This is a genomic window from Pseudomonas sp. GW821-FHT07G06, from assembly GCF_058986625.1.
The window spans coordinates 267,192-286,249 of sequence record NZ_JBYSVW010000008.1 but is presented as its reverse complement, the minus strand read 5'-3'; the positions used below and the strand labels follow the sequence as shown (position 1 = coordinate 286,249).

General features: G+C 61.1%; 17 protein-coding genes. 5 read left to right on the top strand and 12 right to left on the bottom strand.

What is annotated here, in order from left to right; genetic code table 11:
- Positions 1-46: 46 nt before the first annotated feature.
- The 6 genes from AC3WJW_RS16025 to AC3WJW_RS16000 form a co-directional block, all read right to left on the bottom strand.
- Entirely contained in the window at positions 47-1,102 is a 1,056-nt protein-coding gene (locus AC3WJW_RS16025) for an ABC transporter ATP-binding protein (protein ID WP_493726658.1), read from the bottom strand.
- An 18-nt stretch (positions 1,103-1,120) separates the two neighbouring features.
- Positions 1,121-1,969, bottom strand: coding sequence for an ABC transporter permease (locus AC3WJW_RS16020; RefSeq protein ID WP_493726657.1), 849 nt, complete (start codon positions 1,967-1,969; stop codon positions 1,121-1,123).
- Positions 1,966-2,874: an ABC transporter permease gene (locus AC3WJW_RS16015; RefSeq protein WP_007978497.1), complete on the bottom strand. Its 909-nt coding sequence runs from the start codon at positions 2,872-2,874 to the stop codon at positions 1,966-1,968. Before AC3WJW_RS16015 ends, AC3WJW_RS16020 begins: the two co-directional genes overlap by 4 nt.
- Before the next feature lie 194 nt (positions 2,875-3,068).
- On the bottom strand, positions 3,069-4,172 hold the full coding sequence (locus tag AC3WJW_RS16010; protein ID WP_007978499.1) for an extracellular solute-binding protein: 1,104 nt from the start codon (positions 4,170-4,172) through the stop codon (positions 3,069-3,071).
- Positions 4,173-4,492: 320 nt separating this feature from the next.
- Positions 4,493-5,941, bottom strand: a complete 1,449-nt coding sequence (locus tag AC3WJW_RS16005) for an aldehyde dehydrogenase family protein (RefSeq protein ID WP_493726656.1) — start codon at positions 5,939-5,941, stop codon at positions 4,493-4,495.
- Positions 5,938-7,575 (bottom strand): 5-guanidino-2-oxopentanoate decarboxylase, encoded by a 1,638-nt coding sequence (locus AC3WJW_RS16000; RefSeq protein WP_493726655.1) that lies wholly within the window; start codon positions 7,573-7,575, stop codon positions 5,938-5,940. Before AC3WJW_RS16000 ends, AC3WJW_RS16005 begins: the two co-directional genes overlap by 4 nt.
- 159 nt (positions 7,576-7,734) lie before the next feature.
- On the opposite strand from AC3WJW_RS16000, the gene AC3WJW_RS15995 reads away from it, so the two are divergent.
- Positions 7,735-8,616, top strand: coding sequence for a LysR substrate-binding domain-containing protein (locus AC3WJW_RS15995; RefSeq protein ID WP_007978506.1), 882 nt, complete (start codon positions 7,735-7,737; stop codon positions 8,614-8,616).
- A gap of 106 nt (positions 8,617-8,722) precedes the next feature.
- Here AC3WJW_RS15995 and AC3WJW_RS15990 read toward each other — a convergent pair whose 3' ends face one another.
- Together AC3WJW_RS15990 and AC3WJW_RS15985 are read right to left on the bottom strand one after the other, a co-directional pair.
- Positions 8,723-9,337, bottom strand: a complete 615-nt coding sequence (locus AC3WJW_RS15990) for an NAD(P)-dependent oxidoreductase (RefSeq protein WP_493726654.1) — start codon at positions 9,335-9,337, stop codon at positions 8,723-8,725.
- A gap of 194 nt (positions 9,338-9,531) precedes the next feature.
- Positions 9,532-10,416 (bottom strand): MBL fold metallo-hydrolase, encoded by an 885-nt coding sequence (locus AC3WJW_RS15985; RefSeq protein ID WP_493726653.1) that lies wholly within the window; start codon positions 10,414-10,416, stop codon positions 9,532-9,534.
- A 226-nt stretch (positions 10,417-10,642) separates the two neighbouring features.
- Here AC3WJW_RS15985 and AC3WJW_RS15980 point away from each other — a divergent pair, with 226 nt between their 5' ends.
- Together AC3WJW_RS15980 and AC3WJW_RS15975 are read left to right on the top strand one after the other, a co-directional pair.
- Complete coding sequence (locus tag AC3WJW_RS15980; RefSeq protein ID WP_218279149.1) at positions 10,643-11,548, top strand: LysR family transcriptional regulator; 906 nt, start codon at positions 10,643-10,645, stop codon at positions 11,546-11,548.
- 159 nt (positions 11,549-11,707) lie between these two features.
- The gene (locus AC3WJW_RS15975) at positions 11,708-11,884 is read left to right on the top strand and encodes a hypothetical protein (RefSeq protein ID WP_172435705.1); all 177 of its coding nucleotides are present in this window, start codon (positions 11,708-11,710) and stop codon (positions 11,882-11,884) included.
- Positions 11,885-11,893: 9 nt separating this feature from the next.
- Here the strand turns inward: AC3WJW_RS15975 and AC3WJW_RS15970 are convergent, their stop codons facing one another.
- Positions 11,894-12,790: a helix-turn-helix domain-containing protein gene (locus tag AC3WJW_RS15970; protein ID WP_007978516.1), complete on the bottom strand. Its 897-nt coding sequence runs from the start codon at positions 12,788-12,790 to the stop codon at positions 11,894-11,896.
- 182 nt (positions 12,791-12,972) lie between these two features.
- On the opposite strand from AC3WJW_RS15970, the gene pobA reads away from it, so the two are divergent.
- Together pobA and AC3WJW_RS15960 are read left to right on the top strand one after the other, a co-directional pair.
- Positions 12,973-14,166 (top strand): 4-hydroxybenzoate 3-monooxygenase, encoded by a 1,194-nt coding sequence (gene pobA, locus AC3WJW_RS15965; RefSeq protein WP_493726652.1) that lies wholly within the window; start codon positions 12,973-12,975, stop codon positions 14,164-14,166.
- A gap of 78 nt (positions 14,167-14,244) precedes the next feature.
- Entirely contained in the window at positions 14,245-15,762 is a 1,518-nt protein-coding gene (locus AC3WJW_RS15960) for an MDR family MFS transporter (RefSeq protein WP_493726651.1), read from the top strand.
- A gap of 134 nt (positions 15,763-15,896) precedes the next feature.
- Here AC3WJW_RS15960 and AC3WJW_RS15955 read toward each other — a convergent pair whose 3' ends face one another.
- The 3 genes from AC3WJW_RS15955 to AC3WJW_RS15945 all read right to left on the bottom strand — a co-directional run bounded on the left by AC3WJW_RS15955 (position 15,897) and on the right by AC3WJW_RS15945 (position 18,989).
- The gene (locus tag AC3WJW_RS15955) at positions 15,897-16,745 is read right to left on the bottom strand and encodes a cache domain-containing protein (RefSeq protein WP_493726650.1); all 849 of its coding nucleotides are present in this window, start codon (positions 16,743-16,745) and stop codon (positions 15,897-15,899) included.
- Positions 16,746-17,007: 262 nt separating this feature from the next.
- A complete protein-coding gene (locus AC3WJW_RS15950; protein ID WP_095965441.1) occupies positions 17,008-17,880 on the bottom strand; it encodes an ATPase in 873 nt (290 codons plus the stop codon).
- 116 nt (positions 17,881-17,996) lie between these two features.
- Entirely contained in the window at positions 17,997-18,989 is a 993-nt protein-coding gene (locus AC3WJW_RS15945; protein ID WP_493726649.1) for an NAD-dependent epimerase/dehydratase family protein, read from the bottom strand.
- Positions 18,990-19,058: the final 69 nt, after the last annotated feature.

The following is a 19,058-nucleotide window of genomic DNA, read 5'->3' as shown; positions in this document are numbered from 1 at the left end:
CGAGCTTGCTCGCGATGAGGCCAGTACAAACAGCATCAAACCTGGATCAGGCCCCAAGTACCCGGCAAGCCTCCGCCGGCAAGGTCACCGACACCGGGTGGCCGACGCTCAGGCCAAAGCCCTGGCACGGCGTGCTCAGCGCGGTAAACGACACCCCGGAACACTCGACCGTGGTCTCGATGGTCGCGCCGATATCGCGCACGAAGGTCACCTTGCCCAGCAAGCGGTTGCCCGCCGTCGCCTGCGGCGCCGACAGTTGCAGGTCTTCCGGACGAATCAGCATCTTCACCTTTTCCCCTGCCGCAACGCTCGTGCAGATCGGCACTTGCAACGCATCGCCACCCGGCAGGCTGACCTTGCCGTTGCCCAGCGCCGTGGCCGGGAAGATGTTGCCCGAGCCGATGAAATCCGCGACGAACTCGTTGGCCGGGTGCCGGTAGATTTCAATCGGCGTGCCGACCTGCTGCACCCGATGCTCACCCAGCACGACCACGATATCGGCCATGGTCATGGCTTCACGCTGATCGTGGGTCACCATGATGGTGGTGATGTTCAAGCGCTGTTGCAGTTGACGGATTTCCACCTGCATCGATTCGCGCAGCTTGGCGTCCAGCGCCGACAACGGTTCGTCGAGCAGAAGGATTTTCGGGTGATTGGCAATCGCCCGGGCAATCGCCACGCGCTGGCGTTGTCCGCCGGAGAGTTTGGCCACCGGACGATCGATCATCGCTTGCAACTGGATCAGTTCCAGCAACTCCACCACCCGCTTCTGCTGGTCAGCCTTGCTGACCCCGCGCAGTTTCAGCGGATAGGCGATGTTCTCACCAACGGTCATGTGCGGGAACAGCGCCAGGGACTGGAACACCATGCCGAAGTTGCGCAGGTGTGCCGGGGTGTGGCCGATGTCTTCACCGTCCAGGCGGATCTCGCCGCCGGTCAGGGTTTCAAGGCCGGCAATCATGCGCAACAGCGTGGTTTTGCCACAGCCCGATGGGCCGAGGAAACACACCAGTTTGCCCTCGGGCAAGTGCAGGTTCACATCGGTTACCGCGCAGGCCGAGCCGTAATGTTTCTCGACGTTTTCCAGAATCAGACCAGACATTTGAAGTACCTCAAGAAATCAGAACGAAACGCCACCTTCACCAACCAGCTTCTCCAGCGCCCAGATCAGGACGAAGTCGATCAGCACGATCAGCACGGCAAACGAAAATACGGTGGGGTCGAGCGAAGACACAGTGCGGCTGTACATCCAGATCGGCACGGTCATCACATCGATGGTGTAGAGGAAATAGGTCACGGTGAATTCGTTGAACGAGACGATGAACGCCAGCAGCATGCCCGCCAGGATCCCCGACTTCATCAACGGCACCACCACATCGACAATCGCCCGCAACGGTGAGGCGCCGAGCATCTGCGCGGCCTCTTCGACTTCGCTGCCGATGGAGAGCATCGCGGCCGTGCAGTTCTTCACCACGAATGGCAGCGCCAGGATCACGTGGGCAATCACCAGGCGCGAGGTAGTCATGTGGAACGGCAGGCTGTCGAACACCAGCAGCAACGCCAGACCCAACACCACCATCGGGAACACCAACGGCAACGACATCAGTTGCAGCGCCACGGCCTTGCCGCGGAACTCGCAACGGGTCAGTGCATACGCCGCCGGTACGGCGATGATGGTCGCGAAGACCATGGTCAGGCACGACACCAGCAGGCTGGTGCTCATGGCCTGGCCGAGGCTCAGGACGTCGCTGGCGTCCGGCGACACGAAGGTGTGCCAGGCGGCCTTGTACCATTGCAGGCTGTAGCTGCTCGGCGGGAAGTCGAGGTTCGACGCGCCGCTGAACGACATGACGATCATGGTCAGGATCGGCAGCACCGCCAGCAGCAGGATGAAGCCCGAAAGGATGCCGGCAAACTTGCCGGTCTCGCCGGGCAACAGCCCATAACGTTTCTTGGTCAGGGTGCTCATTGGGAAGCCTCCAGCATGCGCCGACGACGGCCAGTGATGTATTCGGACAAAGTCATGATCGCGAGTGTGGTGACGATCAGCACCACGCCGGCAGCGGATGCGGCGGGCCAGTTCATCAGCGGGGCGATCTGGTCATGCACCATCACCGCCAGCATCGGCACGCGCCGGCCACCGAGCAGCAAGGGCACCACGAAACTGCTGGCGTTGTAGGCGAACACCAGGGTCGCACCGGTAATGATCCCTGGCAGACTCATCGGCAACACCACCTGGCGGAACACCTGGAAACGACTGGCGCCGAGGGTGGCCGCGGCTTCTTCGTAGCTGCGTGCGACGCCGCGCATGGCGCTGGCGATCGGCAACACGGCCAGCGGGAAGGCGGTTTGCACCAGGCCCATCAACACGCCGTTCTGGTTGTACAACAGCATGATCGGGCGCTTGATCAGGCCCAGGCCCATCAGGGTCTGGTTGAGCATGCCGCCTGGGCCGAGGATCACCAGCCAGCCGTAGCTTTGCAGCAGCAGGTTGACCAGCAACGGCAGCAACACCGCCGCCAGGAAGATCCGCCGCACGAACGGCGAGGTCAGGCGCGACATGGTGTAGGCCACCGGGATCGCCAGAATCACTGCGATCACCGCGCTGATCAGCGCCAGGCGCAGGGTCAGCATCAGGGATTTGAGGTAATAGGGTTCCAGCAACTGGGCGTAGCTGGCCAGGCTGAACCCGGACCATTCCGCGCCTTTGGTGCCCACGCTCATGCGCAGTACCAAGAGGCTCGCGGCAATCAGTACGCCAAGAAACAGCATCGACGGTGTGAGGAAAAACCAGGCGCGCGTCGTTGGCGAAACACCCCGAGCGGCGCGCACGGGGGCGGCACTCACCGGATGGGTCAGAGGTTGGTGTTCCATAGCAAAGGGTCTCGTCAATGGAAAGCAGCTGACAAACACAAGACTTCCAGACACATCGGCCCCTTGTGGGAGCGAGCTTGCTCGCGATGACTGCTTGTCAGTCGCCAATGATGTCGACTGACACTCCGCTATCGCGAGCAAGCTCGCTCCCACAGGGATCTTCAGTGTTTGAGGATCCTGTGTAGGTCACTCGATCAGGAAGAAAAGATTTCCGTGTAACGACGAATCCATTGGTCATGCACAGTCGCCAGGAAGGCGTTGTCGTGCATGATCGCCTTCTCGGCAATCTGCTCCGGCGTGAGGATGTACGGGCTCTTGCGCGCTTCGGCGGAGATGATCGCCTTGGCGTTGACCGGGCCGTTGTAGATGTCTTCAGCCATCTTGCCCTGCACCAATGGGTCCAGGGAGTGGTTGATGAAGGCATAGGCCATGTCGGTATCGCCCGGACGGTTCTTCGGCATCACCGACAGCATCAGGTCGGTGTAGAAACCTTCCTTCATGCCGAACGTGGCACCCAGACCGTAGTTCGGATCGCGGATCTGTTTCGGGAAGAACGCCGGTGCGTACAGGCCGCCCATGTCCAGGGAACCGGTGCGGAACAGCTCGGCGATCTGGTTCGGGTTTTCACCCAGGGTCACCACTCGATCTTTCAGCTCGGCGAGTTTCTTGAAGCCAGGTTCGATGTTGTGCTCGTCACCACCGGCCAGTTTGGCGGCGATGATGATCAGGTCCATGGCCTCGGTCCAGTTCGGCGGCGGCAGGAAGATGTTCGGCGCCGCGTCGGCATCCCACAGGGAGGCGTAGCTGGTCGGGGCTTCTTTCTGGGTGCGGGTGCTGTAGACCAGGCTGTTGCACCACAGCAGGTAACCGATACCGTGGCCATTGGCGCCGGTGCGGTATTTCTCCGGTACATCGACCAGGTTGGGAATGCGGTTGAGGTCGGGTTTTTCCAGCAGGTTGGCGGCGGCCAGACCTTCGGCGCCAACGCCTGCCAGGGTGATGATGTCGTACTGTGGACGATCACCGCCGGCCTTGAGTTTAGCGACCATTTCCGAAGTACTGCCGGTGCGGTCAGCGATGACCTTGCAGCCGTACTTGTCTTCGAACGTCGCGGCGATGTTGCGCAGTGCAGCCAGACCGGTGTCATCGGACCAGGTCAGCAAACGCAGGGTCTTGCCGGCAAAGCGTGTGTCGCTGGCATTGGCCTTGATGAACGGCATGCTCATGGCTGCCGCTGCAACCGAGGCTACGCCCACGGTCTTGATAAATTGACGTCTGTTCAGATCATGCTCGCCCATTACGGACTCCCTTTGTTTTTGTAGGTATAAGGCAGGTCGAAACTGTTGCATCCGCGCGACCGGACCAGCGTTGGCCCCTCTATTTTCGGGGGGTTGGCTGAGCCAGCAAGTTCATCCTGAGGTTGTGTAAAACAGCTGACTATCGATAAAAACTCATTGAAGCCATGACAACAGCGCATGCCTTCTTTCGGGGCATGCGGATGGGTTTTCTGTAGGAGCGAGCCTGCTCGCGATGGACGCAAGGGCACCGCGCTCATTCAGGTACCCCGCGTTATCGTTGACGTCCATCGCGAGCAGGCTCGCTCCTACAGTGATCGGCGTCAGACGGCCCGGATCACGTGTTTGATTTCCTGGAAAGCCTGCAAGCCCCAGGGCCCCAATTCACGGCCTATGCTGCTCTGCTTGTAGCCGCCCCAGGCGGTCTGCGGGAAGATCACCTGCGGTGCGTTGATCCACACAAGCCCTGCCTGCAAAGCATTGGCGACGCGGTCGGCAGCCTCGGCATTGCGCGTGACCACACTGGCGACCAGGCCGAACTGGCTGTCGTTGGCCAAGGCAATCGCCTCGGCTTCAGAGGCGAAACTGCGCACGCAGATCACCGGGCCGAAAATCTCTTCACACCACAGCGCACTGTCGAGGGGCACTTCGGTGAAAACCGTCGGCTGCAAAAAATATCCGCGTGGCAGGTCCGCCGGGCGATTGCCACCGCAAACCAGTTTGGCGCCGGCGCTCAAACCACGATCGATGTGACCCAGTACACGCTGGTATTGCGCCTGATTGACCAGCGCGCCCATTTCCACGTTGGGGTCGAACGGGTCTGCCACGCGAATCGCTTCGGCACGGGCCTTCACGCGGCTGAGGAATTCATCGGCCAGTTCATCGGCGACCAGCACGCGGCTGGTGGCAGAGCACATCTGCCCGGCGTTGAAGAAACCACCGCCGCAAGCCACTTCCACCGCCAGGTCGAGATCGGCATCGGCCAGCACCAGCAGCGATGATTTGCCGCCCAGCTCCAGGCTCACGCCTTTGACGGATTCCGCCGCCCGCTGCATGACCTGCACGCCAACGGCGTTGCTGCCGGTGAAGGAAATTTTCGCGATACGCGGATCTGCCGACAATGGCGCGCCAACAGCCAGGCCAGTGCCACACACCAGGTTGAACACACCCGCCGGCAATCCGGCTTCAGCGATGATCGTTGCCAGTTCCAGCTCTGGCAGCGGCGTCACTTCCGAAGGCTTGAGCACCACGCAGCAACCGGCGGCCAGGGCCGGGGCGAGTTTCCAGGCGGTGGTGACCATCGGGAAGTTCCACGGCACGATCAGGCCGACCACACCGCACGGCTCACGGCGCAGGCGCGCACTGAAGTCGTCGCTCGGCAGTTCGATGGCGCTGTCCTGTTTCGCGTCCATCCCTTCGGCCAGACCGGCGTAATACTCGAACGTGGCAATCACGTCATCGACGTCGATCGCGGCTTCGAATTGCGGCTTGCCGTTGTTGCTCGACTGCAAGTGCATCAGTTTTTCACGGTTGGCCTGCACGCCCGCGGCGATTTTGCGCAGGATGGCAGCGCGTTCGGCGCCGGAGGTTTTCGACCAGCCGGCGAACGCCTGGGTCGCCGCGCTCACCGCTTGATCAACCGCACGCTCATCGCCGCCATTGACCGTGGTCAACAGGGCTTCGGTCGCCGGGTTGATGACGCGCAGGTGTTCATTGCCGGCCGACCATTGGCCGTTGATGTACAGGCCATCCAGGGTAGTCGGGAACGTCATTTCGACACCGCCTTCATCCACTCGGCCTGGTCGATTTCAATCAGGGTCGGGCCCTGGCGATCGTGGGCCACACGCAATGCGCCGCGCAATTGCTCGACACTGCTGACGGCTTCGGCCGCGCAACCCAAGGCCTTGGCCACACCGATGAAGTCCGGGGTGTAGATGTCCACGCCGACCGGCTCGATGGCACGGTTGACCATGTATTTCTTGATCTCTTCGTAGCCCTGGTTATTCCACAGCAGCACGATGACCGGAGTGCGCGCTTCAACGGCACTGGCCAGTTCCGGCAGGGTGAACTGCAGGCCGCCGTCACCGATCAGGCACACCACTGGCGGGCGAGCACCGTTTTCAGCGCTGCCGCCGAGCCAGGCGCCAATCGCCGCCGGCAAGGCGTAACCGAGGGTGCCGTAACCGGTGGACGAGTTGAACCAGCGACGCGGCCGCTCCGGGTTGAACGTCAGGTTGCCGGTGTATACCGGTTGGGTCGAATCACCGACGAATACCGCGTCCGGCAGCTCGTGCAGGACGGTTTCGAGGAATCGGGTCTGGGCCAGGGTCGGTGCATCCCAGGTCGCGGCCAGGTCTTCACGCAGACGGGCGGCCCGTACCTGGCCCCAATCGTTGCGGCGCTCGGCCAGGGATTTGTGCGACAAGGCGCTGAGCAAGGCCTGGGCAGCGTTGCGCGAGTCGGCCACCAGTGCCACGTGCGGCGGGTAGTTGCGCACGGTCTGGTCCGGGTCGATATCGACGCGCAGCAACTTGCCAGGAATTTCGAAGCCACCGGCGAAGGTCACGTCGTAGTCGGTCTCGGCCAGTTCGGTGCCGATGGCCAGGACCACGTCGGCCTCGGCGACCAGCGCACGGGTGGCGACCAGGCTCTGGGTCGAGCCGATCAGCAGCGGGTGACCGGAGGCGAGCATGCCCTTGGCATTGATGGTCAGTGCGACCGGCGCGTCCAGCAACTCGGCCAGCTCAGTCAGCTCGGGCGCCGCGTCGATGGCACCGCCACCGGCGAGAATCAGCGGACGCTTGGCGTTGGCCAGCAATTCGGTCATGCGCGACACGGCGCTCGGCGAAGCACCGGCGCGGTCGATGTTGACCGGCAGGCTGCTGAGCAGCTCGTCAGCGTCTTCGACCAACACGTCCAATGGAATTTCAATGTGCACCGGACGCGGACGGCCTGCCTGGAACAGCGCAAAGGCGCGAGCCAGCACACCCGGCAATTCCGACGCCGACATCAGGGTGTGGGAGAACGCCGCGACACCGGCGCACAGTGCGCCCTGGTTCGGCAGTTCATGCAGCTTGCCGCGACCGCCGCCCAACTGGCTGCGCGATTGCACGCTGGAGATCACCAGCATCGGGATCGAATCGGCGTAGGCCTGGCCCATGGCGGTGGTGATGTTGGTCATGCCTGGGCCGGTGATGATGAAGCACACACCCGGTTTGCCGCTGGTGCGGGCGTAGCCGTCGGCCATGAAACCGGCGCCCTGTTCATGACGCGGCGTCACGTGGTTGATGCTCGAACGGGCCAGCCCGCGATACAGCTCCACGGTGTGAACGCCCGGAATGCCGAACACCTGCTCGACTCCGTAGTTTTCGAGTAACTTGACCAATACTTCGCCGCACGTCGCCATGTCTTTGCCCTTCTTGTTCGTTTGAGACGCCGGGCATGCGCTGTGTTTATGATGGATTGGCAGGCCCGGGAATGGCCTCATTGGAACGGGCGACACGTAGCCGCAACAATGGATAAAAAGTCATACTAGCCATGTCCTCACGTCATACCTTGGATCCCAATGAAACGACTGCCTCCCCTGCCGGCGCTGCACACTTTTCTGATTACCGCGCAGTGCTGCAATTTCACCCGGGCCGCCGAACAACTGCACATCACCCAGGGCGCGGTCAGCCGGCAGATCGCCGGACTGGAGGATCACCTGGGTTATGAGCTGTTCATTCGCCAGGCTCGAGGCCTGGACCTGACCGCCGAAGGACGGGAGTGGCTGCCACGGGTGCAGCAGATTTTCGGCCTGATCGACGAGGCCGTGGAGCAGATCGGCGAGAAGCGCGAAACCCTGCAACTCAAGGCACCGACCTGCGTCATGCGCTGGTTGCTGCCGCGTCTGTTGCAATGGCAAAGGGAACGCCCGGACGTGCCGGTGGAGCTGACCACCACGGTCAAGCACGGCGTGGATTTTCATCTCGAGCAGTTCGATGCGGCGGTGATGTACGGCGCACCGCCGGACAACTCATTGATGTCGCAAAAACTCTTCGACGAACAACTCACGCCGGTGTGTTCCAGACCGATGCTCGAAGGCCCCATGCCCCTGCAGACACCTGCCGATCTGCAACAACACCTGCTGCTGCACCCGACCCGCGATGAACGGGACTGGAAAGCCTGGTTGAAAGCCGCGGATGTGAATTTGACCAATGTCGGCAAGGGCCAGCATTTCGAAACACTGGACCTGGCGATGTCGATGGCGTCCCAGGGAACGGGGGTGGCGATTGGCGACTGGTCGCTGATCGGCGATGACCTGAATGCCGGGCGGCTGGTCATGCCATTCGAATTGAAGGTCACAACCGGACTGGCGTATTACCTGGTATTCCCCGAAAAACCCGGACCTTCGCCGAAGTTACGTGAATTGATGGGGTGGCTGGTGGAGCAGGCGCAGTCTCGCTGAACGGCCACCTGTAGGAGCTGCCGAAGGCTGCGATCTTTTGACTTTGATTTTAAGAAGCAAGATCAAAAGATCGCAGCCTGCGGCAGCTCCTACATGGATTTCGGTGTCAGTAGCCGACTGTAAAGCGCTTCCGCGAATGCTTTGGCGCCTCGAGTTCGTCGAGCATCGCAATCGCATAATCGGCAAAGGTTATCCAGCTACGCCCTTCGCTGCTAACCAGCAAATCATCCTGGCCGAGGCGGAATGTCCCGGTGCGCTCACCCTCGACAAATTCGGCCGAAGGCGACAGGAAGGTCCACTCCAGATCCCGCTCTTCACGCAAGTTTGCGAGGAACTCGGCACCGGCGCTGGCCTCTGCCTTGTAGGCCTCAGGGAAACCTTCGCTGTCGATCACTCGAGTGCCATCGGGCAACAAGAGCGACCCCGCGCCACCGACTACCAGCAAGCGTTTGACCCCGGCCTTTTTCACCGGCCCGATGACGGCACTGGCAGGAAGCGTTGCGAAATGTGCCGCGCTGATGACTGCGTCATGCCCTTGAATGGCCGCTTGCAATGCACTGGCATCCAGAGCGTCGACGTTGCGCGTGACCACACCGGCACGCTGGCCGATTTTCGCCGTGTTGCGAGCGATCGCGGTAACGCTGTGACCGCGACGCAGGGCTTCTTCCAGCAGTTGGCTACCGGCACGACCGGTGGCACCGATGATTGCGATGTTGCTCATGACGTACTCCAGTTGGCTTGAAAGTATCGGTATGTTGCATTGGCGCTTTTGTGGCGAGGGAGCTTGCTCCCGCTCGGCTGCGCAGCAGTCGTAAAACCTGTGTTCATGGGGTGCCTGAAGGAATGCGGAGGAGCGCTTCGCACTCCAGCGGGAGCAAGCTCCCTCGCCACAGGAATTCCTATTAACCCTTAAATTTATTCACCCCACTTCATCTCGCCCTTGGCGACTTTGGCGCTCAGCTCCAGGGAGCTTTCATCGCCCAGTGCCGGGAAGCGTTTCTTCATTGCCGCAATCAGTTCAGCAGAATCCCTGGCCTTGGCGGTTTCTTCGTCGAAGGCCTTGATGTAAGCGGCGGTGAACTGCACGGCTGCCAGGGAGCGACCGCTCTCGCCGAGGTAATGGCCCGGCACCACGACCTGCGGTTTCAGGGTTTCAATGGAATGCAGCGTAGACAACCAATCGGCATGGGACTGCGGCGTTTGCGTGTCGGCCATCCACACGTGGATGTTTTGCGCCACCACGACACCACCGACGACCGCCTTGATCGACGGAATCCACACAAAGCTGCGATCCGGCTGCGGCCCCTCAAGTCCAAGCACCTGCAACTTCTGCCCTTCGAGGATCAGGCTATCGCCCTTGAGCACGTCCGGCACGATGGTTTTGGCCGGCACATCGGCGCCCATTTTCGGCCCCCAGAAGGCCAGTTTGCCGTCGACGGTTTGCTTGATGTGATCAACGGTCGGCTGCGAGGCGAGGACCCTGGCCTTGGGGAACGCGGCTGTCAGGGTGTCGAGGCCGAAGTAGTAGTCCGGGTCGCCGTGACTGATGTAGATGGTGGTCAGTTGCTTGCCGCTGGCGCGGATTTTTTCCACCACCTGTTCGGCCTGGGATTTGCCGAATTGGGCATCCACCAGAATCGCTTCCTTTTCGCCGCTGACCAGCACCGAGGTCACCGGGAAAATGGCTTTTTCGCCGGGGTTGTAGACATCCAGCGTCAGGGTCGAGGCGGCTGCATGGGCGGCAAAACCGAAGGCGGCGCTTGCCAGTAAAACGCGCTTGAGGGTGGTGAAACCGATCATTTGTTGCTCCGTTGTCCGAATGCCGTGCTTGGCGGATGCCCTTTTTTTGTAGGAGCGAGCTTGCTCGCGATGGACTTGAAGACGCCGCGTTTAACCGGCAACCCGCGTTATCGTTAACGTCCATCGCGAGCAAGCTCGCTCCTACAGGGGAACAGAGCTTAGTTGCCTGACTCGGTACAAAAAATGCGATGCTTGAACATAGTTTGTTTCTGAAAGCGGGCAAATCATGGATCGTCTTCAAGCAATGCGTGTGTTCGTCACGGTGGTCGACCTCGGCAGCCAGTCGGCCGCCGCCGATCACCTGGAGCTGTCACGGCCGGTGGTGTCGCGGTATCTGGCGGAGCTGGAGGATTGGGTCGGTGCGCGCCTGATGCACCGCACCACACGCAAGTTGAGCCTGACCGCCGCCGGCAACGAGATCCTGCCGCGATGCAGGCAAATGCTCGACTTGTCCAGCGACATGCAAGCCGCCGTCAGCGAACCGGATGACGCACCGCGCGGTCTGCTGCGGATCAGCGTCAGCACCTCGTTCGGCCAGGCGCAACTGGCCGATGCCATGGCCGCGTACGTCAAGCGCTACCCCGGCGTCAGCGTCGACATGCAGATGCTCGACCGCACCGTGAACCTGGTGGACGAGCGCATCGACCTGGCGATCCGCACCAGCAACGACCTGGACCCGAACCTGATCGCCCGCCGCCTGACGGTTTGCCGCTCGGTGATCTGCGCGTCCCCTGCCTACTTGCGCGAACATCCGGCGCCGCAACGGGTCGAGGACCTGAGCCTGCACAACTGCCTGACCCATTCCTACTTCGGCAAAAGCCTCTGGCATTTCGAACAGGACGGCGAGCAGGTTTCAGTACCGGTGCAAGGCAACATCAGCGCCAACGAGGCCAGCACACTGTTGCGCGCAACGATCGCCGGCGCCGGGGTGGCGATGCTGCCCACCTACCAGGCCGGCGTGCACATTCACAGCGGCGAATTGATTCGCCTGCTGCCGGCGGCCGAACCCCGGCAAATGAACGTGTATGCGGTGTATGCCTCGCGCAAGCACATGCCGGCGGCGCTGCGCAGCCTGCTGGATTTTCTGGTGCTCAGATTTCCACAGGAGCCGGAATGGGACATCGGCCTGTAACCCCGCCCCTGTAGGAGCTGCCGAAGGCTGCGATCTTTTGACTTTGATTTTAAGAAGCAAGATCAAAAGATCGCAGCCTTCGGCAGCTCCTACACAACTCAGCGGCGCTGACCTATGCTCAATGTAATACCGAAAGGTATTCGTTCAGAGGTCAACGCCATGAACATCAGAACAAGAAGGTACCTCGCGATCTTCATCACCTGCGCGGTCACGCTCGGGCTGTATGGCGCTGCCGCCTGGCGCGTCGAGCAACTGCGCAACCAGCCCCGTGAAGCCGCGAGCTGCAACTTCGAGCGCTGCATCCCCCACAACGCCACCCTCAACGCCCTCCGGTAACGAAGGGGGTCAGGCTTCGTTGTCCTGATCGGCCTTCAAGCGGTCACGGAAGGCCTTGGGCGAAATCCCCACACGACGCCGGAACAGGCGCGTGAAGTTGGTCGGATCGGAAAACCCCAACACGTCGGACATTTCATAAATGGTCATGCTGGTGTAGGTCAGCAAGCGCTTGGCCTCCAGCAATTGCCGTTCGTGCATGATCTGCAACGCCGGTTGCCCCGCCAGCTCACGACAGGTGCCATTGAGGTGCGACACGGAAATCCCCAGCCGGTGCGCCAGATCCTCGACCTTGACGTGCTGGCGATAAGTCTCTTCCACCAGTTGAATAAAGCCGTTGAGGTATTCCCGGGCCCGCTGCGGTCGTGCCATGGCGGTGCGCCGCTGGATTACCTGGCGGCTGACCCACACCACGATCACGCTGACCAGCGAATGCATGAGCATTTCCCGCGCCGGTTGATGGCTGGTGTATTCGCTCTGCAAGGCACTGAACAGGCTGTAGAGGTACTCGGCGTCCTTGCCTGCCGGATAACTTTCGGCCTGGGCCAGGGCATTGACCGATTGTCCCAACTGCATCTGCAGGTGGGCGATCAGCGGTGCGGCCAGGGTCACGACAAAGCCTTCCACGTCTTCGGAAAAGCGAAAGCCATGCACCGACAGCGGTGGCAGGATCTGGATTCCCGGTTCCACCAGTTGCGTACGTTTGCCTTCGATTTCAAGCTCTGCCTGACCTTTGAATACGAAGAGCAGTTGGCATAAATCAGCGTGGCGGTGGGGTTTGATTTCCCAATGATGTTCGCGGCTGCGTTTGGAAATGGTCTCACAGTGCAGCAAGTCCGGGGTCGGCCAATCCAGGCTTTCACCGTAGAGCTTGAACACCGGAATCGAAGGCAGGTCAGGCTTGTTCATCACTTCAATCCAGGCCTCGGAGTTTGATGGCGGGCGATAATCGCACCGATTGGCAGAATGTACAGCTTTCGGCTCAGTTTTCACCTTCAATTGACAGACTCGCAAGGGAAAAATGCAAGCACTCGATCCATAAAAATCATTCACCACCCCTGGTCGCGTGAAGCTTGCGAGTCATAAAAACAATGAAAACGCTGAAAACCCAGGTCGCCATCATTGGTGCCGGCCCTTCTGGCTTGTTGCTCGGCCAATTGCTGCACAACGCCGGTATCGACACCCTCATTCTCGAACGTCAGTCGCCGGATTATGTACTCGGCAGAATCCGCGCCGGCGTGCTTGAACAAGGCATGGTAGAGCTGTTGCGCCAGGCCGGCGTGAGTCAGCGCATGGACGCCGAGGGACTGGTGCATGGCGGCTTCGAACTGGCCCTCGACGGGCGCCAGGTGCACATCGATCTGCATGCCCTCACGGGTGGCAAAACCGTGATGATCTATGGCCAGACCGAGGTCACCCGCGACCTGATGGCCGCCCGTCGGGAGGCCGGCGCGCAAACGATTTACCAGGCAACCAACGTCGTTCCCCACGGAATGAAAACCGACGAAGCCTTTGTCACTTTTGAGAAGGATGGCGAGACCTGGCGACTCGATTGCGACTACATCGCCGGTTGTGACGGCTTCCATGGCGTGGCGCGGCAATCGATTCCCGCCGACAGCCTGAAAGTCTTCGAACGGATCTACCCCTTCGGCTGGCTCGGGATCCTGGCCGATACCCCGCCGGTCCACGACGAACTGGTCTACGCCCGCCATGAGCGCGGTTTTGCCCTGTGCAGCATGCGCTCGCCGACACGCACCCGTTACTACCTTCAAGTGCCCACCATCGACCATGTCGATAACTGGTCGGATCAACGCTTCTGGGATGAACTCAAGACGCGGTTGCCACAAGCGTTGGCAGACAAACTGGTGACTGGCCCGTCCATCGAAAAAAGCATCGCGCCGCTGCGCAGCTTCGTGGTCGAACCGATGCAATACGGCCGGATGTTCCTGGTCGGCGATGCCGCGCACATCGTTCCGCCCACCGGCGCCAAGGGCCTGAACCTGGCAGCCAGCGATGTGAGTACGCTGTTCAATATCCTGCTCAAGGTTTACCGTGAAAACCGCCTTGATCTGCTGGAGAAATACTCGCAAATCTGCCTGCGCCGGGTATGGAAGGCCGAGCGGTTTTCCTGGTGGATGACCTCGATGCTGCACCGTTTCGAGGACCACGATGCCTTTAGCCAGCGCATTGCCGAGTCGGAACTGGAGTATTTCATCGGCTCCGAGGCGGGTCGAAAAACCATCGCGGAAAACTACGTCGGGCTTCCTTATGAGGCTATCGAATAGCCTGCTATCGACTTACACTGGCGAGCATCCCCGCTCGCCTTGCCTCGTGCGGGTCAATCACTGCCCGCAGGTTTTCCCGTGACCAATCTCCATCAGCCTGAAACGCCCAAACCCGCCATCCGCAGCGTGCTGATCGCGCTGATGCTGGCGATCTTTCTCGGGGCGCTGGACCAGACCATCGTCGCCGTGTCGATGCCGGCCATCTCCGCACAGTTCAAGGACGTCAGCCTGCTGGCCTGGGTGATTTCCGGCTACATGGTGGCCATGACCGTGGCGGTGCCGATCTACGGCAAACTGGGCGACCTGTACGGGCGGCGCAAGTTGATGCTGTTCGGCATGGGCCTGTTCACCCTGGCGTCGGTGTTCTGCGGCATGGCCCAGAGCATGGAGCAACTGGTTCTGGCGCGGATCTTCCAGGGCATCGGGGCCGGCGGGATGATTTCGGTGAGCCAGGCGATCATCGGTGACATCGTGCCGCCACGGGAACGCGGTCGTTATCAGGGTTATTTCAGCAGCATGTATGCCGTGGCCAGTGTGGCCGGCCCGGTGCTCGGCGGTTACATGACCGAATACCTGTCCTGGCGCTGGGTGTTCCTGATCAACCTGCCGCTGGGCCTGGGTGCCTGGCTGGTGGCCCATCGCACGCTGGTGGGCCTGCCGGTTCCGCAACGCAAACCGGTCATCGATTACCTGGGCACCGTGTTGATGATCATCGGGCTGACGGCATTGTTGCTGGGCATCACGCAGGTCGGTCAGGGTCATTCCTGGCGCAGTGCCGAAGTGCTGGTGCTGCTCGCTTGTGCGGTACTGGTGCTGGGGCTGTTTGTCGTGCACGAGCGGCGGGCACGGGAGCCGTTGCTGCCCATGCATCTGTTCGCCAACCGCAATGCGATCCTGTGCTGGTGCACGATTTTCTTCACCAGTTTCCAGGCCATCTCGCTGATCGTGTTGATGCCGTTGCGCTTCCAGAGCGTCACCGGCGCCGGGGCCGACAGCGCCGCCCTGCATCTGCTGCCGCTGGCCATGGGCTTGCCGATTGGCGCGTACTTCGCGGGCCGCCGCACCTCGGTGACCGGGCGCTACAAACCAATGATCCTCACCGGTGCCGCGCTGATGCCCATCGCGATTATCGGCATGGCGTTCAGCCCGCCGCAGGCATTCGTCGTGAGCAGCTTGTTCATGCTGCTCTGCGGGATTTCCTCCGGCATGCAGTTCCCTACGTCATTGGTCGGCACGCAGAACTCAGTGGACCAGCGGGACATAGGCGTCGCCACCAGCACCACCAATCTGTTCCGTTCGCTGGGCGGTGCCGTGGGTGTGGCGTTGATGTCGGCGCTGCTGCTGGCCTTGTTGCAGGATTCAAGTTTTGCGCACCTGGCCGGCTCGTCGCTGATTGCCGAAGGCCGTTCGGGGAATGTGTTGCTCGACGGATTGAACGCCGCACCGGGTGAGGCGCAGAACGCCTTGCGTGCTGAATTGCTGCTGACGTTCCGGCACTTGCTGACGGTCAGTGCGGTGGTGTCGTTGCTGGGGCTGGCGGCGGCGATTGCCATGCCGAACATGTTGTTGCGCGGGCGTGAGGACAAGGTTCGATAGGTGGACCGCGTTGCCTGTATTCGCGAGCAGGCTCGCTCCCACAGTGATCTCTGGCGTACACGAATTCTGCAATCACTGGAGATCCAATGTGGGAGCGAGCCTGCTCGCGATAGCGGTCTGACCGTCACCAGGATTCAAGGGCTGTAATACCCCACAGCCACCAGAAAATGCCCGACCTTCTTCAGGTAGGCATGCTTGTTCTCGACCTTGCCGGTCACCGGGTTTTTCCAGCGGTATTCGTATTCACCGTAATCCTGTTTGGCCATCAACGCCAGAATCGGCTCGCCCACCGGCTTGCCTTCCGGGTCTTCGATCTTGCTGAAGTCGGTATTGATCAGCCGCAGGTTGGTGCCGTGGGCCACATAACGCCGGGTGTCCAGGTCGACGACAAACACATACAGGTCATCCTGCAGGTAGCCGCCCTTGAGGGAATTGATCGCCGTCAGGGTGCCCTTTTCGTCCTTGGCCAGATCGGTTGCCGCTTTGTTCAGCAAGGCCATGGCCTGTTCAGCGGAGGCCCGGGGCAGGTAATAACCGACCGCCAGAATCCGTTGGCCGATGCGCTGGTAGTAGACATGCTTGCGCTCGACCTTGCCGTCGTTCCAGTTCTGCCAGCGATACTCCGCCTGCTGAATGCCATTGCCCTCCGGTACTTTCAGGGCGTCCTTGAAGGTTTTCTGCAAGTCCGGCCCAAGCACCTGCGACACGTCCCGGCCAATCAACGCCGACGACGGTCCGCCGCTGGCAAGCATCACGCCCTTGGTGTCGAGCACAAAGACGTAACGGTCCTTGTCGACAAACTCGCCCTGGCGACTGAACGCCGCAAGGGCCTTGTCACCGTTCTGGTGGTAGTAGGCCAAGGCTTTTTCCAGCAGGGCGATGGCCGCCTTGCTGTCGTCCTTTTCCGTCCCGGCGGCGTGTGCCTGGCCCAGGCACAGTAAAAACATGCCGCATAGAAAGGCGGACTTATGCAGAAACCCCATTGCGCATCCCTCGTTCCTGATGGTGTTTCAAGAGCGTAGACGGCAATGGGGGAGGCATGGGTATTCAGGAAAACACTGAGTGCTGTGGTGCGCCGGGCTTTTTGTGGCGAGGGGGCTTGCCCCCGTTCGGCTGCGCAGCAGTCGTAAATCAGATGCCGGGATTTATCTGGCAAACCGCGGTGAATGGATTTGGGGCGGCTTCGCCACCCAGCGGGGGCAAGCCCCCTCGCCACAGCAAGCTCCCTCGCCACAAGTGCTCGTTTTACTGCCGGGCGCGCAATTGCTGTTGCAGGTTCTGGATCTGCGCCTGAAGGGTATTGATGTTGCGGGTGACCTGGCTGCGGAAGGCATCGAACTCGGCGGTATTGGTCGCGCCCGGTGCGGCGGCCGGACGGTTGTCCTGCACGCTCTTGAGCACGACGATGTCTTGCTCGAGACGCTCGATGGCAGCGCTCGGGTTGCCTTGCTTCTTCAGGGCGACGATGTCGGCACCCAGGCTTTTCAACTGTGCATCGAATTTTTCCGAGTCGGACGGAGCACTTTTCAGGGCAGCCACTTCAGCACTCAAGGCTTTGACCTCGGCCTGCAACTGCGTATTGACCGCCTGATGTTCAGTGCCCTGGGCAGTCATCAGTGCAAGGCGCTTGTCCACTTCGGTGGTTTGCGCGGTCATTTGCGCCAGCCGCTTGTCCAGGTCCGAGGCCTGGCCGGCCACACCTTGCTGCTGGGTGCTCTGGTCCTGGAGCTTGCCTTCCAACTGGCGGATTTGCAGCTTCAAGGCCTCGCTGTCGGTGGTGACACTGGTCTGGCTGGCCACGACCTTTCCGGAAATGTCCTGCAGGCGCCCTGCCGCTTCCTCGCTGATTCGCGCGAAACTTTCCTGGGTCGCCACCAGTTGCTGTTCCATCAGGGAGATCTGCTGAAAGCTCCACCAGGCCAGGCCCGCGAACGCAAAGAATAACGCCCCGACCAACGCCCACAGGGGACCGGTACTCGCCGCCTTGACCTTCACCACCGGCGCCGTGCGCGAATGCACAACCGTGCGAGCAGTGGGCGGATAATCGTCATCGAGAACGTCTGCACGCAAGCTCGGTACATCGTCGAAGTCGTCGTTGGCATCGTTTCGCATGGACATTGAATCAACCTTAGTGAATCACATAATGGCTTTATGCCGCGCAGTATAAACCCCACAGCCGCAACCATTGACCCTGAAGCCCGTATCCGGTTCAGAAATGGCGCGTTGTTCGAGCCTCAGCGAATATCCTGCGCCTTCCACCAGCCACAGAATTCATCGAGCGCCGTCCAGAGGCTGACCTTGGGATCGTAATCCAGATAATGCCGGGCGCGGCTGATGTCGAGGGTGAAATTTTTGTTCATGACTTGCATGCCCAGACGTGACAGCGTCGGTTCGGGGCGCCCCGGCCACATCTTGCACACGCCCTCGTTGAGCGCTGCCACGCTGTAGCCCAGGCCGTAGGAGCGGTAGCGGGTGACCTGTGGGACGTCCATTTTGCGCATGACGTAATTGACCACGTCCCACAAAGGAATCGGCGTGCCGTTGCTGATGTTGTAAGCCTTGCCCAGCGCGGAACCGCTGGCCAGCAAACTGCTGAGCAACGCCTCGTTGAGGTTTTGCACGCTGGTGAAGTCAACTTTGTTCAGACCGTTGCCGATGATTGCCAGGCGCCCCTTGCGCTGCATGTTCAACAGGCGCGGGAAGATGCTCATGTCACCGGCCCCGGTCACGAAACGCGGGCGCAGGGCCAGGGTTTCGAGCCCGAACTCCTGGGCGCCGAAGACTTTTTGCTCGGCCAGGTACTTGGTGGTGGCGTAAGGGTGTTTGAAGCGCTTGGGCACCTGCTCTTCGGTCAGGCCCAGGTGATCTCGACCATCGAAATAGATCGACGGCGACGACAAATGCACCAGTCGTCGAACCCGTTGCTTCAGGCAGGCTTCGACCACGTTCTCGGTGACCTGGACGTTGCCCTGATGGAAATCCTGATAACGTCCCCACAAACCGACGGCACCGGCGCAATGCACCACGGCCTCGACGTCCGAACACAGTTCGCGCGCCAGTTCCGGGTCGCTCAAGTCGCCCTGGATGAATTCCGCTCCGCGGCGTACCAGATGCTCCACACTTTCGGCCCGGCGACCGTTGACCCGCACATCCAGGCCCTGCTCCAGGGCAAAACGCGCAAAGCGTCCGCCGATGAAGCCGCTTGCGCCGGTAACCAGAATTTTCATGAATTGCTCCAACAAATGCAGCCACGAGCTTCAAGCGGCAAGCTGCAAGTTAAAAACGGTCCGCAAGCG

Coding starts and splice junctions, on each gene's coding strand:
- AC3WJW_RS15980 (WP_218279149.1), top strand. CDS start 10,643: ATGGATCGTCTTCAAGCAATGCGTGTGTTCGTCACGGTGGTCGACCTC.
- AC3WJW_RS15975 (WP_172435705.1), top strand. CDS start 11,708: ATGAACATCAGAACAAGAAGGTACCTCGCGATCTTCATCACCTGCGCG.
- AC3WJW_RS15990 (WP_493726654.1), bottom strand. CDS start 9,337: ATGAGCAACATCGCAATCATCGGTGCCACCGGTCGTGCCGGTAGCCAA.
- AC3WJW_RS16025 (WP_493726658.1), bottom strand. CDS start 1,102: ATGTCTGGTCTGATTCTGGAAAACGTCGAGAAACATTACGGCTCGGCC.
- AC3WJW_RS15950 (WP_095965441.1), bottom strand. CDS start 17,880: ATGTCCATGCGAAACGATGCCAACGACGACTTCGACGATGTACCGAGC.
- AC3WJW_RS15970 (WP_007978516.1), bottom strand. CDS start 12,790: ATGAACAAGCCTGACCTGCCTTCGATTCCGGTGTTCAAGCTCTACGGT.
- AC3WJW_RS16020 (WP_493726657.1), bottom strand. CDS start 1,969: ATGAGCACCCTGACCAAGAAACGTTATGGGCTGTTGCCCGGCGAGACC.
- pobA (WP_493726652.1), top strand. CDS start 12,973: ATGAAAACGCTGAAAACCCAGGTCGCCATCATTGGTGCCGGCCCTTCT.
- AC3WJW_RS16015 (WP_007978497.1), bottom strand. CDS start 2,874: ATGGAACACCAACCTCTGACCCATCCGGTGAGTGCCGCCCCCGTGCGC.
- AC3WJW_RS15985 (WP_493726653.1), bottom strand. CDS start 10,416: ATGATCGGTTTCACCACCCTCAAGCGCGTTTTACTGGCAAGCGCCGCC.
- AC3WJW_RS16010 (WP_007978499.1), bottom strand. CDS start 4,172: ATGGGCGAGCATGATCTGAACAGACGTCAATTTATCAAGACCGTGGGC.
- AC3WJW_RS15955 (WP_493726650.1), bottom strand. CDS start 16,745: ATGGGGTTTCTGCATAAGTCCGCCTTTCTATGCGGCATGTTTTTACTG.
- AC3WJW_RS15945 (WP_493726649.1), bottom strand. CDS start 18,989: ATGAAAATTCTGGTTACCGGCGCAAGCGGCTTCATCGGCGGACGCTTT.
- AC3WJW_RS16005 (WP_493726656.1), bottom strand. CDS start 5,941: ATGACGTTCCCGACTACCCTGGATGGCCTGTACATCAACGGCCAATGG.
- AC3WJW_RS15995 (WP_007978506.1), top strand. CDS start 7,735: ATGAAACGACTGCCTCCCCTGCCGGCGCTGCACACTTTTCTGATTACC.
- AC3WJW_RS16000 (WP_493726655.1), bottom strand. CDS start 7,575: ATGGCGACGTGCGGCGAAGTATTGGTCAAGTTACTCGAAAACTACGGA.